5 protein-coding genes are annotated in these 17,944 nt (G+C 74.8%); all 5 read left to right on the plus strand.

What is annotated here, in order from left to right; all coding sequences use genetic code 11:
- The first annotated feature begins 19 nt into the window (after positions 1-19).
- Genes ABD140_RS25770 through ABD140_RS25790 form a run of 5 tightly spaced genes read left to right on the plus strand, consistent with a single transcriptional unit; the run spans position 20 to position 17,940 of the window.
- Positions 20-373: a holo-ACP synthase gene (locus ABD140_RS25770; protein WP_344243553.1), complete on the plus strand. Its 354-nt coding sequence runs from the start codon at positions 20-22 to the stop codon at positions 371-373.
- On the plus strand, positions 370-1,527 hold the full coding sequence (locus ABD140_RS25775) for an NAD(P)H-hydrate epimerase (RefSeq protein ID WP_344243554.1): 1,158 nt from the start codon (positions 370-372) through the stop codon (positions 1,525-1,527). Before ABD140_RS25770 ends, ABD140_RS25775 begins: the two co-directional genes overlap by 4 nt.
- Positions 1,410-6,452, plus strand: coding sequence for an amino acid adenylation domain-containing protein (locus tag ABD140_RS25780; protein ID WP_344243555.1), 5,043 nt, complete (start codon positions 1,410-1,412; stop codon positions 6,450-6,452). The genes ABD140_RS25775 and ABD140_RS25780 overlap by 118 nt, the downstream gene beginning before the upstream one ends.
- Entirely contained in the window at positions 6,449-14,122 is a 7,674-nt protein-coding gene (locus ABD140_RS25785; protein WP_344243556.1) for an amino acid adenylation domain-containing protein, read from the plus strand. Before ABD140_RS25780 ends, ABD140_RS25785 begins: the two co-directional genes overlap by 4 nt.
- Entirely contained in the window at positions 14,119-17,940 is a 3,822-nt protein-coding gene (locus ABD140_RS25790) for an amino acid adenylation domain-containing protein (protein ID WP_344243557.1), read from the plus strand. Before ABD140_RS25785 ends, ABD140_RS25790 begins: the two co-directional genes overlap by 4 nt.
- Positions 17,941-17,944: the final 4 nt, after the last annotated feature.

The following is a 17,944-nucleotide window of genomic DNA, read 5'->3' on the forward strand; positions in this document are numbered from 1 at the left end:
CCCGCGTACGATCGGGAAGGTGATCGTGGGAGTGGGCATCGACGTGGTGGACGTGGCCCGGTTCAAGGCGTCGCTGGAGCGGACGCCGCGGCTGAAGGAGCGCCTGTTCACCGAGGAGGAGCGGAAGCTGCCGCCGCTGTCGCTGGCCGCGCGCTTCGCCGCCAAGGAGGCGCTGGCCAAGGCGCTGGGGGCGCCGCCCGGGATGCGCTGGACCGACGCGGAGGTCTGCAAGGAGCCTTCGGGGAAGCCCACGCTGCACGTCAGGGGCACGGTCGCCGACGTCGCGACGCTGCTGGGGGTCACCTCCTGGCATGTGTCGCTCAGCCATGACGGGGGTATCGCCACCGCCGTCGTCATCGCGGAGGCTCCATGAGACACGCGCATTCCGTCGCCGAGGTCCGTGCCGCCGAGGCCGAGCTGATGGCCCGGCTGCCGGAGGGCGCGCTGATGCAGCGGGCCGCGGCCGGGCTGGCGTCGGTCTGCGCCCGGCTGCTGGACGGGGTGTACGGCACCCGGGTGCTGCTGCTGGTCGGCGGAGGCGACAACGGCGGCGACGCCCTGTACGCCGGGGCCCTGCTGGCCCGTCGGGGCGCGCGGGTCACCGCCGCCCTGGCCTCGCCCCGCGCGCACGGGGGAGGGCTGGCCGCACTGCGCGAGGCGGGTGGCCGGGTGCTGCCTTCCGAGCGGCTGGCGGGGCTCCTGTCCGGCGGCGGCGTCCCCGAGGCGTTCGCCGGCACCGACCTGGTGATCGACGGCCTGACGGGCATCGGCGGGAAGGGCGCGCTGCGCGGCCTCTACGCCCCTCTCGTCCGCGCTCTGCCCCCGGACGCCGCGGTGGTGGCCTGCGACGTGCCCAGCGGGGTGGACGCCGACACCGGAGAGGTCGAGGGCGAGGCCGTCCGCGCGGACGTGACGGTCACCTTCGGCACGTTCAAGCCCGGCCTGCTCATCGATCCCGGGGCCGCGCACGCCGGTGTCGTCGAGCTCGTCGACATCGGCCTCGACCTGCCCGCCCCCGACGTCGTCGCCTCCGCCACGGCGGACGTGCGGCTGCCCCGCCCCGGGCCGGAGAGCGACAAGTACCGGCGGGGCGTCGTCGGCGTCCTGGCCGGGGGAGCCGACTACACCGGAGCCGCGGTGCTGGCGGTCGGCTCCGCCCTGCACGGCGGCGCGGGCATGGTGCGCTTCGCCTCGTCCGCGCCGGTCGTCGACCTGGTGCGGCAGCGCTGGCCCGAGGCCGTCACCACGATCCTGCCGCCCGACGGGGATCCCGACCTGGCGCGGGTCGGCCGGGTCCAGGCGTGGGCGGTCGGCCCCGGCCTGGGCACGGACGCCCGCCCCCCCCCCCCCCCCCCCCCCCCCCCCCCCCCCGCGCCCACGCCCCGTCGGACAAGCGGCTCGTCGCCTACGTGGTGCCCGCGCCCGGCGCGACGATCGACCCCGAGGAGCTGCGCGCGTTCGTGCAGGAGCACTTGCCCGCCGCCATGGTCCCCTCGGCGCTCATGGTGCTGGACGGGCTGCCGCTGACCCCCAACGGCAAGGTCGACACCAAGGCGCTGCCCAAGCCGGAGCTCGCCCCCCGGCGCACCCCCTACCGGGCGCCCGCCACCGGGCAGGAGCGGGAGCTCTGCCGGATCGTCGGGGAGCTGCTGGACGTCGCGGAGGTCGGCGTCGACGACGACTTCTTCGCGCTGGGCGGCAACTCGCTGCTGGCCATGCGGGTCGTCGCCAAGGCCCGCGCCGCCTTCGACGTGGAGCTGCCCGTCCGGGTGCTGTTCGAGGACCCGACCGTCGCGGGCCTGGCGACGCATCTGGCCGGGGCCGCCCCGGCGCGCCCGGCGCTCGTCCCGGCGGAGCGCCCGGCGCAGATCCCGCTGTCGTACGCCCAGCAGCGGCTGTGGTTCCTCAACCGCTTCGAGGGCCCCTCGGCCACCTACAACATGCCGCTGGCGCTGCGCCTGACCGGTCCGCTGGACCGCGCCGCCCTCCAGGACGCGCTCGCCGACGTGGTGGCCCGCCACGAGTCGCTGCGGACGATCTTCCCGGACTCCGGCGGCACCCCGCGCCAGCAGATCCTCGCCCCGGCCGCGGCCTGCCCGCGGGTCGAGGCCACCGACGTCACCGAGGCCGGGCTGCCCGCGGCGCTCGCCCGGATCGCGGGCTACCCCTTCGACATCGCGGTGGAGCCGCCGCTGCGCGCCCACCTGCTGCGGCTGGCCGACGACCTGCACATCGCGGTGCTGCTCATGCACCACGTGGCCACCGACGGCTGGTCGCTGGCGCCGCTGGCCCGGGACGTCATCACCGCCTACGCCTCCCGCGTCTCCGGCGCCGCCCCGCAGTGGGCGCCGCTGCCCGTCCAGTACGCCGACTACACGCTCTGGCAGCAGGAGCTGTTCGGCTCCGAGGACGACCCGTCCAGCCTGCTGGCCCAGCAGATCGCCTACTGGAAGGAGGAGCTCGCCGGGCTGCCCGAGGAACTGGAGCTGCCCGCCGACCGCCCCCGCCCGGACGAGGCGAGCTACCGGGGCGCGACCATCCGGTTCGAGCTGTCCGCCGACGTCCACCGCCGCGTCGGCGAGCTGGCCGCGCAGACCCAGAGCTCGCCGTTCATGGTCGCCCAGGCCGCCTACGCGGCGCTGCTGTCGCGGTTGGGCGGCGGCGAGGACATCCCGCTCGGCTCGTCGATCGCCGGACGCACCGACGAGGCGCTGGACGACCTGGTCGGCATGTTCGTGAACATGCTCGTCCTGCGCACGGACGTCTCCGGCGACCCCACCTTCCGGGAGCTCGTCGGCCGCGTCCGCCGGACGAACCTGGACGCCTACGCCCACCAGGACCTGCCGTTCGAGCGCCTGGTCGAGGTGCTCAACCCCGTCCGGCACATGGGCCGCCACCCGCTGTTCCAGCACGGCCTCACCTTCCAGAACAACCCCGAGGCGCGCCTGGAGCTCGCAGGGTTCACCGCCGAGCCGGAGCCGCTGCACGCCGCCGTCTCCAGGTTCGACACGCTGATCATGCTCACCGAGCGGTTCGGCGCGGACGGGGAGCCCGCCGGCCTGGCCGGCGAGCTGGAGTACGCGCTCGACCTGTACGACCCGCCGACCGCCCGCGAGCTCGTCGCCCGGTTCGAGCGGCTGTTCACCGCGCTGCTGGCCGACCCGGACGCGCCCGTGGGGACCGCGCCGCTGCTGACCGGCGCCGAGCGCGCCGTGATCCTGGACGAGTGGGCGGGCGGCACCGTCGCCCCCGTTCCCGCCGGGGAGCGGCGCACGATCCACGCGGTGTTCGAGGCCCAGGCCGCCCGGAACCCGCAGGCTCCTGCCGTTACGTACGAGAACACCACACTCACCTACGGGCAGCTGAACGCCCGCGCCAACCGCCTCGCCCGCAGGCTCGTCGAGCTGGGGGCTGGGCCGGAGCGGTTCGTGGCGCTGCGGCTGCCGCGCTCGGAGGAGCTGGTCGTCGCGGTCCTGGCCGTCCTCAAGACCGGCGCGGCGTACGTGCCGATCGACCCGGACTACCCCGAGGAGCGCATCGCCTACACGCTCCAGGACTCCGCCCCGGTCTTCACCGTGGACGCCGAGCTGCTCGGCTCGCTCGACCTGGGGAGCGGCCCCGCGGCGAACCTGGACGTGCCGATGTCGCCGGACAACCCGGCGTACGTCATCTACACGTCCGGCTCCACGGGCCGCCCCAAGGGCGTCGTGGTCCCGCACCACAACGCGATCCGGCTGATGACCTCCACCGAGCAGTGGTTCGGCTTCGGCCCGGACGACGTGTGGACGCTCTTCCACTCCTACGCGTTCGACTTCTCCGTCTGGGAGCTGTGGGGCCCGCTGCTGTACGGCGGCCGCCTCGTCGTCGTCCCGTTCGCGGTCAGCCGCTCGCCCGAGGAGTTCCTCGGCCTGCTGGCCCGCGAGCGCGTCACCGTCCTCAACCAGACACCGTCGGCGTTCTACCAGCTCATGGCCGCCGACGACGGCCGCGACCTGGCGCTGCGGTACGTGGTCTTCGGCGGCGAGGCGCTGGAGCTCCGGCGCCTGGCCGACTGGTACGCCCACGGCCGCGACACCGTCCTGGTGAACATGTACGGCATCACCGAGACGACCGTGCACGTCTCCTACATCGCGCTCGACGAGGTGTACTGCCAGAGCGCGTCCGGCTCGGTCATCGGCGCCGGCATCCCCGACCTGAAGGTGTACGTGCTGGACGGGCGGCTCCAGCCCGTCCCGCCCGGCGTCGTCGGCGAGCTGTACGTGGCGGGCGAGGGCCTGGCGCGCGGCTACCACGGGCGGCCCGACCTGACCGCCGACCGGTTCGTCGCCGACCCGTTCGGCGCACCCGGCTCGCGCATGTACCGCTCGGGCGACCTGGCCCGCTGGCAGCCGGACGGGAACCTGGAGTACCTGGGCCGCGCCGACGACCAGGTCAAGATCCGCGGCTTCCGCATCGAGCTCGGCGAGATCGAGGCGGTGCTGGTCAAGCACGCGCGGATCACCGACGTCGCCGTGGTCGTCCGCGAGGACCGGCCGGGGGACAGGCGCCTGGCCGCCTACGTGGTGACCGGGGACGGCGAGCCGGTCGAGGCGTCCGAGCTGCGCGCCTTGGCCCACCACGACCTGCCCGACCACATGGTCCCGGCCGCGTTCGTCACCCTCGACGCGCTGCCGCTCACCGGCAACGGCAAGCTCGACCGCCGCGCCCTGCCCGCCCCGGTCGTCCAGGTCGGCGAGGGCCGCGCCCCGGCGTCCGAGCGCGAGGAGGTCTTCGCCGACCTGTTCGCCGAGCTGCTCGGCCTGGCCGAGCGGCCCGGCACCGAGGACGGCTTCTTCGACCTGGGCGGCGACTCGATCATCGCGATCCAGCTGGTCTCCCGCGCCCGCCAGGCGGGCCTGGTCGTCACGCCGCGCGAGGTGTTCCAGCACCAGACCGTCGCGGCGCTGGCGGAGCTGGCCCGCGAGGCGGGCGAGGACGACGCCGTCGAGGCCGAGCCCGAGGGCGCCGGCGTCGGCCCGGTCCCCATCACCCCGATCATGGCGTGGCTGCGCGAGCGCGGCGGCGTCATGGACGGCTTCCACCAGTCGATGCTGCTGCGCGTCCCCGGCGATCTGGGCGTCGAGCACCTGACCGCCGCGCTGCAGGCGGTGCTCGACCACCACGACATGCTGCGGCTGCGCCTGGAGGACTGGCAGCCGGTCGTCCAGCCGGTCGGAGCGGTGCGCGCGGACGGCCTCGTCCGGCATGTGGAGGTCTCCGGAGACGACTTCCAGGCGGCCGTGGACGAGCAGGTGGCGCTGGCCGCCGCCGAGCTGGACCCGGCGGAAGGGGACATGGCCCGGCTCGTCTGGCTCGACGCGGGGCCGGGCGCGCAGGGCCGGCTGCTGGTCGTGCTGCACCACCTCGTCGTGGACGGCGTGTCCTGGCGCATCCTGCTCCCCGACCTCGTCGCCGCGTGGGGCGCGTCGGTCATGGGTCAGGCCCCGGCCCTGGAACCCGTGCCGACCTCGTTCCGCCGCTGGGCGCAGCGCCTCACCGCCGAGGCCGCCGACCCCGGGCGCGCCGAGGAGCTCGACACCTGGCTCGACCTCGTCGAGGGCACCAACCCCAAGCTCGGCTCCCGCGCGCTCGACCCGGCCGTGGACACCGCCGCGACCGTCCGCCACCTCGACCTCTCCCTGGAGGCAGGGACCACCGAGGCCGTGCTCACCGCCGTCCCCGCCGCCTTCCACGGGCGGGTCAACGACGTGCTGCTCACCGCCCTGGCACTGGCCGCCGCGCACTGGCGCAAGCAGCGCGGCGGACGCGGCACCGGGCTGCTGGTCGACCTCGAAGGCCACGGCCGCGAGGAGATCGTCCAGGGCGTCGACCTGTCCCGCACCGTCGGCTGGTTCACCACCATCCACCCGGTCCGCCTCGACCCGGGCCAGGCCGAGTGGACGGAGATCACCTCCGGCGGCGCCGCCGCGGGCCAGGCCATCAAGCGGGTCAAGGAGCAGCTGCGCCAGGTGCCCGACAACGGCATCGGGCACGGCCTGCTGCGCCACCTCAACGAGGAGGCGGCCGAGGAGCTGGCCGACCTGCCGCAGGCGCAGGTCGCGTTCAACTACCTGGGCCGCGTCGGCCAGGACGAGGGCGACTGGAGTCCCGCCCCCGAGCGGCTCCCCGCCGGGGAGGACCCGCGCCTTCCGGCCGCGCACGTCCTGGAGGTCAACGCCGTCACCCGCGACCGCCCCGGCGGTCCCGAGCTGACCGCCACCTGGTCGTGGCCCGCGGGCCTCCTCGCGGAGGAGGAGGTGCGCGCGCTCGGCGAGGCGTGGTTCGAGGCGCTGCGCGGCCTGGTCGCGCACGCCGCGGACGAGGGGGCGGGCGGCTTCACCAGCTCCGACCTGCTGGTCGAGCTGGACCAATCGGAGATCGACACACTGCAGGCAGCATGGAGGGCGAAGTGACGGCAGGTCGCGACCTGGAGGACATCCTTCCCCTTTCCCCGCTGCAGCAGGGGTTCTTCTTCCACGCCAAGTACGACGACCAGGACGTCTACACCGCGCAGCTGGTGCTGGACATGGAGGGGCCGCTGGACGTGGCGGCCCTGCGCGGCGCGGCCGAGACGCTGCTGCGCCGCCACGGCAACCTGCGCGCCGCCTTCACCGACCAGGACGTGAGCCGCCCCGTGCAGGTCGTGCCGCGCGTGGTGGACCTGCCGTGGTCGGAGGTGGAGGCCACCGAGGAGGAGGCGCGCGAGCTCATCCTGCGCGAGCGCGCGCACCGGTTCGACCTGATGGAGCCGCCGCTGCTGCGGTTCGTGCTGGTGAGGCTGGGCCCGGAGCGGCACAGGCTGGTCTTCACCAACCACCACATCCTGCTGGACGGCTGGTCCACGCCCGTCCTGGCGACGGAGCTGTTCGCCCTGTACCTGGCGGGCGGCACCGACACCGGCCTTCCCCGGCCGACGCCCTACAAGAACTACCTCAAGTGGCTGGCGGGCCAGGACCGCAAGGCCGCCGAAGCCGCCTGGCAGGAGGCCCTGGACGGCGTGGACGAGCCCACGTTCGTCGCCCCCCACGCCGCCGAGCTGCCGGCCGTCGTCCCGCACCGCGTCCTGACGGAACTGGACGAGAAGGCCAGCAGGAAGCTCACCCGCATCGCCCGCCGCACCGGCGTCACCGTCAACACTCTGCTGCAGGCCGCGTGGGGCGTGGTCGTCGGCTCCCTGACGGGCCGCGACGACGTGGTGTTCGGCGCCGCGGTCTCCGGCCGCCCCGCCGACCTGCCGGGCGTCGAGCAGATGATCGGCCTGTTCATCAACACCCTGCCGATCCGGGTGCGCCTGAACCCCGCCGACAGCCTCGCCGAGGTGCTCGAGCGCCTCCAGGAGGAGCAGACCGACCTGCTGGCCCACCACCACCTGGGCCTCACCGAGATCCAGCGCGCCACCGGCAACGGCGTGCTCTTCGACACCATGACGGTGCTGGAGAACTACCCGTTCGACCCCGCCACGATGGACGGCACCCTGGGCGGGCTGCGGCTGACCGGCTTCGACTCCTACGACGCCACGCACTTCCCGCTGTCGTTCGTGATCATCCCCGGCGACCGGTTGTCGCTGCGGCTGCACTACCGGCCCGACGTCTTCACCGAGGAGCAGGCGGAGGGGCTGCTGGGCCGCGTCCGCCGGTTCCTGGACGCCGTGCTGGAGGACGCCGACCAGCCCCTGTCCGCGCTGGACCTGCTGGCGGACGACGAGCGCGCCCGCCTGGACTCCTGGGCCGGGCCCGCCGGGGAGCCCTCCGCGCCCTCGGTCGTGGAGCTGCTGCAGGCGCGCGCCGCGCGGAACCCGGACGAGACCGCGCTGGTCGCCGCCGACGCGACGCTCACCTACGCCGAGCTGAACGCGCGCGCCAACCGCCTCGCCCACACGCTGACCGCGCGGGGGGTCGGCGCCGAGCAGCGCGTCGCGCTGCGCCTGCCGCGCGGCGCCGACCTGGTCGCGGCGATCTTCGGCGTGCTGAAGACCGGCGCCGCCTACGTGCCGGTCGACCCCGAGTACCCCGAGGACCGCATCGCCTACATGCTGTCCGACGCCGCGCCCGTCCTGGAGATCACCCCGGAGTGGCTGGCGGAGACCGACCTGGGCGCCGCCCCCGCCACCGACCCCGGCACGGCGATCCATCCCGACGGCGCCGCCTACGTCATCTACACCTCCGGTTCCACCGGACGCCCCAAGGGCGTCGTCGTGCCGCACCGCGGCCTGGTGAACTACCACGACGGCCACACCGCCGACTTCTGGGACCCGGTGGTGGCGAAGGCCGGACGTCGGGTGCGCTTCGCCCACACCGCGTCGTTCTCCTTCGACACCTCCTGGCACGGCCTCCTCGCGATGGTCCACGGCCAGCAGGTCCACATCGTCGACGACGTGACACGCCGCGACTCCGAGGCGTTCGTCCGCTACGTCGCCGACCACGGCATCGACCTGGTCAACACCACTCCGTCGCACTTCCAGGCCCTGCGCGACCTGGGCGTCATCGAGGCGGGCGTCTCCACGGTGCTGCTGGGCGGCGAGGCCGTCGGCGAGGCGCTGTGGGAGGAGCTGGCGGCGCTGCCCGGCCTGGAGGCCCGCAACTTCTACGGGCCGACCGAGGCGTCCATCGACTTCTTCAACGGCCCGCTCACCGCCGGAGCCCGGCCGAACCTCGGCACGGCGTTCCGCAACAGCCGCCCGTACGTGCTGGACGGCGCGCTGCGCCGCGTCCCGGCGGGCGTGCCCGGCGAGCTGTACGTCGCCGGCCCCGTCCTGGCCCGCGGCTACCTCGGCCGCCCCGACCTGACCGCCGACCGGTTCGTCGCCTGCCCGTTCGGGGAGCCCGGCGAGCGCATGTACCGCACCGGCGACCTGGTGCGGTGGCTGCCCGACGGCACCCTGGAGTACCTGGGCCGCGCCGACGACCAGGTCAAGATCCGCGGTTTCCGGGTGGAGCTCGGCGAGGTCGAGGCGGTGCTGGAGAGGCACCCGGCCGTCGTGCAGGCGGCCGTGGTGGCCCGCGAGGACCGGCCCGGCGACAGGCGGCTCGTCGGCTACGCCGTCGTCCGCGCCGAGGTCGCGCCGCAGGAGCTGCGCGCGTTCGTCGCCGCGGCCCTGCCGGACCACATGGTCCCGGCCGTCATGCTGCTGCCCGAGCTGCCGCTGACCCCCAACGGCAAGCTCGACCGCAGGGCGCTGCCCGCGCCCGAGCTCGGCCTGGGCGGCGGGCGCGGCCCGCGCACCCCGCAGGAGGAGATCCTCGCCGGCATCTTCGCCGAGATCCTCGGCGCCGGGAAGGTCGGCGCCGACGACTCCTTCTTCGACCTGGGCGGCGACTCCCTCACCGCGACCAGGCTGATCAGCAAGGTGCGCTCGGTGCTCGGCGTCGAGCTGCCGATCCGCGCGCTGTTCGAGTCGCCGACCGTCGCGGGCCTGGCCGCCCGGCTGGACGAGGCGCAGGGCTCGGCGCGCCCCGCGCTCACCCGCGCGCAGCGCCCCGCGAGCGTGCCGCTGTCCTACGCCCAGCAGCGGTTGTGGTTCCTCAACCGCTTCGAGGGCCCCTCGGCCACCTTCAACATGCCGGTGCCGCTGCGGCTGCGCGGCGAGCTGGACGCGGAGGCGATCCGCGCCGCGCTCGCCGACCTCGTCGCCCGGCACGAACCGCTGCGCACGGTCTTCCCCGACACCTCGGGCACCCCGCGCCAGCTCGTCCTGGACGCCGCCGTCGCGGTGCCGCGGCTGGAGGTCGTGGACACCACCGAGGCGGCGCTGCCCGCGGAACTGGCGGCGCTCGCCGGACGCGGCTTCGACCTGTCGGTCGAACCGCCCTTCCGGGTCGGGCTGCTCCGGCTCGCCGCGGACGACCACGTGCTGGTGCTGGTCCTGCACCACATCGCCGGCGACGGCTGGTCGATGGCGCCGCTCGCCCGCGACGTCGTCCTGGCCTACGACGCCCGCCGCAGGGGGGAGACGCCCGGCTGGAGCCCGCTGCCGGTCCAGTACGCCGACTACACGCTCTGGCAGCGCGAGCTGTTCGGCGCCGAGGACGACCCCGCGAGCCTGCTGTCCCGGCAGACCGACTTCTGGAAGCAGGCATTGGCGGGGCTGCCCGACCAGATCGAGCTGCCCGCCGACCGGCCGCGCCCGGCGCAGTCGTCCTTCCGCGGCGCGACCCTGTCCTTCGAGCTGGACGCCTCCCTGCACCAGGGGCTGGTCGAGCTGGCCCGCGAGAGCGGCGCGAGCCTGTTCATGGTCATGCAGGCCGCCTACGCGGCGCTGCTGACGCGGCTGGGCGGCGGCGAGGACGTCCCGATCGGCTCGCCGATCGCCGGACGCACCGACGAGGCTCTGGACGACCTGGTCGGCATGTTCGTGAACATGCTCGTCCTGCGCACCGACACCTCCGGCGACCCGTCCTTCCGCGAGCTCGTCGCCCGGGTGCGCGAGACCGACCTGGCCGCCTATGCCCACCAGGACCTGCCGTTCGAGCGGCTCGTCGAGGTGCTCAACCCCGCCCGGCACATGGGGCGGCACCCGCTGTTCCAGGTGGCGCTGTCCTTCCAGAACAACCCCGAGGCCAGGGCCGAGCTCGACGGGCTCACCGTCGAGGCGCTCGACCTCGACGGCGGTGTCGCCAAGTACGACCTGTCGCTGTACCTGGAGGAGCGGCACGCCGCCGACGGCTCCCCGGCGGGCATCGCAGCGGGCCTGGAGTACGCGCTCGACCTGTTCGACCCGGCGACCGCCGCCGAGCTGGCCGGACGGCTGCGGCGGCTGCTGGCCGCCGTCGTCGCCGACCCGGACGCGCCCATCGGCGCCGCCGACCTCCTCGACCCCGAGGAGCGCCGCACGATCCTGACCGACTGGGCGGTCGGCGGAACCGCGCCCGACGCGCCCCGCACCACCATCCACGCCGCGGTCGAGGCCCAGGCCGCGCGGACGCCCGACGCGGTCGCCGTCACCTGTCCCGGAACCGGGGGCGGCTCCCTGACCTACTGGGAGCTGAACGAGCGCGCCAACCGGCTGGCCCGGCACCTCATCGCGGCCGGAGCGGGACCCGAGGAGTTCGTGGCGCTGGCCCTGCCGCGCTCCCTCGACCTCGTCGTCGGCGTCCTGGCCGTCCTCAAGACCGGCGCCGCCTACGTCCCGGTCGACCCGGACTACCCGGCCGACCGCATCGCCTACATGCTGGAGGACTCCCGGCCCGTCCTCACCGTCGACGCCGCGCTGCTGGCCTCGGCGGACCTGGCCGCTTACGACCCGGCGAACCCGGACGTGCCGATGTCGCCGGACAACCCGGCGTACGTCATCTACACGTCCGGCTCCACGGGCCGCCCCAAGGGCGTGCTGGTCCCGCACCAGAACGTCATCCGGCTCATGGCCTCCACCGAGCAGTGGTTCGGCTTCGGCTCCGACGACGTGTGGACGCTCTTCCACTCCTACGCGTTCGACTTCTCCGTCTGGGAGCTGTGGGGCCCGCTGATGAACGGCGGCCGCCTCGTCGTCGTGCCGTACGCGGTGTCCCGCACCCCGGAGGACTTCCTCGCGCTGCTGGCGGCCGAGAAGGTCACCGTCCTCAACCAGACGCCGTCGGCGTTCTACCAGCTCATGGCCGCCGACGCCGCGAACCCCGGCGCCGACCTGGCGCTGCGGTACGTGGTCTTCGGCGGCGAGGCGCTGGAGCTCGGCAGGCTGGAGGACTGGTACTCCCGGCACGCCGACGACGCGCCCGTGCTCGTCAACATGTACGGCATCACCGAGACGACCGTGCACGTCTCCTACATCGCGCTCGACGCGGCGCACTGCCAGGAGGCGCCCGGTTCGATCATCGGCGTCGGCATCCCCGACCTGCGGATCCACGTGCTGGACGACCGGCTCCAGCCCGTCCCGGCCGGAACCGTCGGCGAGCTGTACGTCGCGGGCGCGGGCCTGGCGCGCGGCTACCTGAACCGGCCCGACCTGTCGGCCGCCCGGTTCGTCGCCGACCCGTTCGGGGAGCCCGGCTCCCGCATGTACCGCACCGGCGACCTCGGCCGCTGGCGGCGCGGAGGCGGCCTGGAGTACCTGGGCCGCGCCGACGACCAGGTCCAGCTGCGCGGCTTCCGCATCGAGCTCGGCGAGATCGAGGCGGCGCTCGTGCGCCATCCGGCCGTGACGGACGCGGCGGTGATCGTCCGCGAGGACCGTCCGGGCGACAAGCGGCTCGTCGCCTATGCCGTGGGGGATCCTGTCGACTCCGCGGAGCTGCGCCGGTTCGTCAACCAGGATCTGCCCGACTACATGGTCCCGGCCGCGGTCGTCGCCATGGACGCGCTGCCGCTGACCGCCAACGGCAAGCTCGACCGCAGGGCGCTGCCCGCGCCGGACTTCTCCGCCAACGTGACCGGCCGCACGCCGCGCACGCCGGAGGAGGAGACGCTCGCCGCGCTGTTCGCCGAGGTCCTCGGCCTGGAGCGGGTCGGCATCGACGACGGCTTCTTCGACCTGGGCGGCGACTCGATCATCGCGATCCAGCTGGTGTCGCGGGCCCGCCAGTCGGGCCTGGTCGTCACCCCGCGCGAGGTGTTCCAGCACCAGACCGTCGCGGACCTGGCGGCGGTCGCCCGCCCGGCGGGCGAGGACGCCCTGGAGGCCGAGCCCGAGGGCGCGGGGATCGGGCACGTCCCGGCCACCCCGATCATGCGCTGGTTCGAGGAACTGGAGGGCCCGACCTCCGCCTACAGCCAGCGGATGCTGCTGCGCGTCCCGCCGCGCCTGGACGCAGCCGCGCTCACCGCCGCCTACCAGGCGGTGCTCGACCACCACGACATGCTCCGGCTGAAGGCGGACGGCGGCGGCTACGAGGTACGGGAGAAGGGCTCCCGCACGGCGGTCGTCGACGTCGTGGACATCGCCGGGCTGTCCGGCGCGGCACTGGCCGACGCCCTGGCCCGGACCGGAGCCGAGGCCCGCGCCGCCCTCGACCCCGCCGCGGGGGAGATGACGCGGCTGCACTGGCTGGACGCCGGCGACGAGCCGGGCCTGCTGCTGCTCACCGCCCACCACCTGGTCGTGGACGGCGTGTCCTGGCGGATCCTGCTGCCGGACCTGGTGACCGCGCTCGGCGGCGCGGCACTCCAGCCGGTCAACACCTCCTTCCGCCGCTGGGCGCAGCGCCTGACGGCCGAGGCGTCCGAGCCCGCCCGGGCGGCCGAGCTGGAGTTCTGGTCGGAGGTCACCGCCACCCCCGATCCGGTGCTGGGCTCCCGCCCGCTCGACCCGGCCCGCGACACCTTCGCCACCGCCGGAGACCTGACCGTGACGCTCGGCGCGGACGTCACCGAGCCGCTGCTGTCCAGTGTCCCGGCCGCCTTCCACGGCAGGGTCAACGACGTGCTGCTGACCGGCCTGGCGCTCGCGATCGCCGAATGGCGGGCGCGGCGCGGCAGGGCGGACGGCTCCGCGGTCCTGGTGGACCTGGAGGGCCACGGCCGCGAGGAGATCGTCCCCGGCGTCGACCTGTCCCGCACCTCCGGCTGGTTCACCGTCATCCACCCCGTCCGGCTGGACCCCGGACAGCTGGCCTGGGACGAGGTCGGCACGGGCGGGCCCGCCGTCGGCACCGCGCTCAAGCTCGTCAAGGAGCAGCTGCGCGAGGCGCCCGACAACGGCATCGGCTACGGCCTGCTGCGGTACGTCAACACCGAGACCGCCGCCGCGCTGGCGGACGCGAAGGCGCCCCAGCTGGCGTTCAACTACCTCGGCCGGGTGGCGTACGAGCAGGACGGCGAGTGGTCGCCCGCCCCGGCGGAGCTGAGCGAGGCGCTCGGCGGCGGCCACGACCCCGGCCTCGCCCTCCCGCACGCGCTCGAGGTCAACTGCCACACCGACGACACCCCGTCCGGGCCGCGCCTGAACGCCACCTGGACGTGGGCGGGCGGCCTGCTGACCGAGGCCGAGGTGCGCGAGCTGGCCGGCCTGTGGTTCACCGCGCTGACCGGCCTCGTCCGGCACGCCGCGCAGGACGGCGCGGGCGGCTTCACCCCCTCCGACATCGACCTGGTGTCGGTCAGCCAGGACGAGCTCGACGAGTTCGCGTCGGAACTGGAGGACTGGGACCTGTGAGCGGCAACCTCGAGGACGTCCTGCCGCTGTCGCCGCTGCAGCAGGGGCTGTACTTCCACGCCCTGTTCGACGCGGACGCCGACGTCTACTCCGCGCAGGCCGTGCTGCGCCTGGACGGGCCGCTGGACGCCCCGGCGCTGAAGGCCGCCGCCGAGGCGCTCGTCGCCCGCCACGCCAACCTGCGGGCGGCGTTCCGCCAGCGCAAGCAGGGCGACCCGGTGCAGCTCGTCGCCAAGACCGTCAAGGTGCCGTTCGAGGAGGTCGAGGCGCCCGTCGGCGAGGTCGAGAAGATCGCCGCGCGGGAGCGGGCGCACCGCTGGGACCTGGGCCGCCCGCCGCTGCTGCGGTTCACGCTGGTGCGCTCGGCGCCCGACGTCCACCACCTGGTGTTCACCAACCACCACATCCTGCTGGACGGCTGGTCCACCCCCATCCTGCAGACCGAGCTGTTCGCCCTCTACCTCACCAAGGGCGACGCCTCGGTCCTGCCGCGCGTCACCCCGTACAAGAACTACCTGGCCTGGGTCGCGCGCCAGGACCGCGCCGCCGCCGAGGCCGCCTGGCGGCGCGCGCTGGAAGGGGTGGAGGAGCCCACCCTGATCCGCCCGCAGCCCCCGGTGGGGGCCGCGGACCCCGAGAAGCTCACCCTGGTCCTGGACGAGGGGCTCACCACCGCGCTGACCGCCCGCGCCCGCGCCGAGGGCGTCACCCTCAACACGGTGCTCCAGCTCGCCTGGGGCCTGGTGCTGGGCGCCGAGACCGGCCGCACCGACGTGGTGTTCGGCGGCGTCGTCTCCGGGCGGCCGCCGGAGCTGGCCGGGGTCGAGCAGATGGTCGGACTGTTCATCAACACCCTGCCGGTCCGCGTCCGCGTCGCGCCCGGCGACACCCTCGCCGCGGCGCTGCGCCGGGTGCAGGGCGAGCAGGCCGACCTCCTGGCCCACCACCACCTGGGGCTCACCGAGATCCAGGGTCTCACCCGGCTGGGCGCGCTGTTCGACACCGTCACGGTGCTGGAGAACTACCCCTTCGACCCCGACGCCGAGGCCACCGACCTGAACGGGGTGCGGGTCAGCGGGGCGGGCATGCACGACGCCACTCACTACCCGATCGCGCTCGCCGCGGTGCCGGGCCGGGAGCTGTCGGTGCGGCTGGACTACCGGCCCGACCTGTTCACCCTGGAGGAGGCCGAGCGGGTCGCCGGACGGCTGCGCGCCGCGCTGACGGCGATCGCGGAGCGGCCCGACCTGCCGGTGGCGCGGCTCGACCTGCTCACCGTCGACGAGCGGGAGCAGGCGCTCGCGCTGCGCGCCGCGGGCGACGGGCGCGCGGCCGCGACCGTCACCGCCCGGTTCGCCGAGCTCGCCGCCGCGCGGCCGGACGCCGTCGCGATCCGCCACGGCGGCGCGTCGATCACCTACGCGGAGCTGGACGAGCGGTCCGGACGGCTCGCCGGGCGCCTGGCGGCCCTGGGCGTCGGGGCCGAGACGCCGGTCGCGATGCTGCTGGAGCGCGGACCGCAGGTCCTGGTCGCCACCCTGGCCGTGCTCAAGGCCGGCGGCTACTACGTGCCGATCCACCACAGCTACCCCGACGAGCGCCGGGCGTGGGCGCTGCGCGAGTCTGGCGCGCCCGTGCTGCTGCTCGACGAGGCCTTCGCTGACCCCGGCTTCGCGCACGACGCCCGCACCGTCCGGGTCGACCTTCCGGTGGACGGCGCGGTCGCCCCGCCCGTCCCGGTCGCGCCCGGCGCCCTGGCCTACGCCATCTTCACCTCCGGCTCGACCGGCCTGCCCAAGAGCGTCGGCGTCGCCCACCGCGAGGTCGTCGACTTCGCCACCGACACCGAGGTGCGGACCGGCGGCGAGCGGGTGCTGGTGTTCTCCGCGCACGCCTTCGACGCCTCCACCTACGAGATGTGGACGCCGCTGCTGAACGGCGGCACCGCCGTCATCGCCCCGCCCGGCGACCTGGACACCGACGGGTTCGCCCGGCTGGCCGGGGAGGAGCGCCTCACCGCCGCGTTCGTCACCACGAGCCTGTTCAACCTCATGGCGGCCGAGCGGCCGGACGCCTTCGCCGGGTTCGCCCGCCTGCACACCGGCGGCGAGGCGGGCAGCGCCCGCGCCATGCGCGCCGTCCTGGACGCCTGCCCCGGCCTCGAACTCTGCAACGCCTACGGGCCGACCGAGACGACGACCTACGCCGCCCTGCAGCCGATGCGCCACGTCCTGGCCGGGCTCGGCGCGCCGCCGCTGGGCGGGCCGCTGGACGACACCCGCCTGTACGTGCTGGACGAGGCGCTGCGCCCGGTGCCCGACGGCACGCCCGGCGAGCTGTACGTCGCGGGCGCGGGCCTGGCCCGCGGCTACCTGAACCGGCCGGGCCTGACCGCCGAGCGGTTCGTGGCCTGCCCGTTCGGCGAGCCGGGCGAGCGCATGTACCGCACCGGCGACCTGGTGCGCCGCCGGGGCGGCCTGCTGGAGTACCTGGACCGGGCCGACCAGCAGGTGAAGGTCCGCGGCTTCCGGATCGAGCTGGGCGAGATCGAGGCGGCCCTGGGCGCGCACCCCTACGTCGCGCAGGCGGCGGTGCTGGCCCGCCGCGACCGGCCGGGCGAGAAGCGGCTGGTGGCCTACGCGGTGCCGCACGAGGGCTGCACGCTGGAACCGGAGGACCTGCGCCGCTTCCTCGGCGAGAGCCTGCCCTCCTACATGGTCCCGGCGGCCGCCGTGGTGCTGGAGTCCTTCCCCCTCAACGGCAGCGGCAAGCTCGACCGCGCCGCGCTGCCCGCCCCCGACCTGGTGATCAGCGGGCGCCCGCCGCGCACCCCCGAGGAGGAGGTCCTGTGCGGCGTCTTCGCCGAGGTGCTGGGCCTGCCGCGGGTCTTCGCGGACGTGAGCTTCTTCGACCTCGGCGGCGACAGCATCGCCGCGCTGCGCCTGGCCGCGCGCGCCCGGCAGGAGGGGATCGAGCTCACCCCCCGCATGGTCTTCACCCGGCAGACCGTCGAAGGGCTGCTGTCGGGGGAGGACGAGCCCGCGCTCGGCATGGACGTGCTGCTGCCGATCCGGACGAAGGGCGAGGGCGCGCCGCTGTTCTGCGTGCACCCGGCGTCGGGCCTGTCCTGGCCGTACTTCGCGCTGCTGCCGCACCTGCCGGGCCGGCCGCTCTACGGGCTGCAGTCGCGGGCGCTGTCCGAGGCCGGGTACCGGGCGGAGTCGATCCGGGCGATGGCCGAGGACTACGTCGCCGAGCTGCGCCGGGTGCGGCCGGCCGGGCCCTACCACCTGCTGGGCTGGTCGCTCGGCGGGCTGGTCGCCTTCGAGGCCGCCCGCGTCCTGGACGAGCTGGGGGAGGAGGTGGGCCTGCTGTGCCTGCTCGACTCCTTCCACTCCCAGGACCTCGCCGCCGACGAGCGCGAGGTCGTCCCCGAGCTGCTCCAGTCGATCGGCATCGACGAGAGCATCGCGGGCGACCCGCAGAATCCGGACGTTCCGGCGATCATGGCCGAGCTCAGGGCGCGCGGCGACGCCTTCGCGACCCTGGAGGAGGAGCAGCTGCTCTCGGTCTACGGCAGCTACGAGAACGGGCTGCGGATCGTGGACGGCTACGTTCCCAGCGGCCCGGCCCCGGTGGACCTGGTGTTCTTCCGGGCGACGCGGGGGCTGCGGGACGACTCGCCGGACCCCTCCGTCTGGGACCCCTACGTGCGCGGCGTCGAGCGGCACGACCTGGACGTCGAACACCACTTCCTGATGGAGCCCGCGGCGGTCGAGCGGATCGCCCGGGTCATCGCGGAACGTTTGGCAGACTGAACCA

The organism is Actinocorallia libanotica, assembly GCF_039525175.1.
In the GTDB taxonomy this organism is placed as follows: Bacteria; Actinomycetota; Actinomycetes; order Streptosporangiales; family Streptosporangiaceae; genus Actinocorallia; species Actinocorallia libanotica.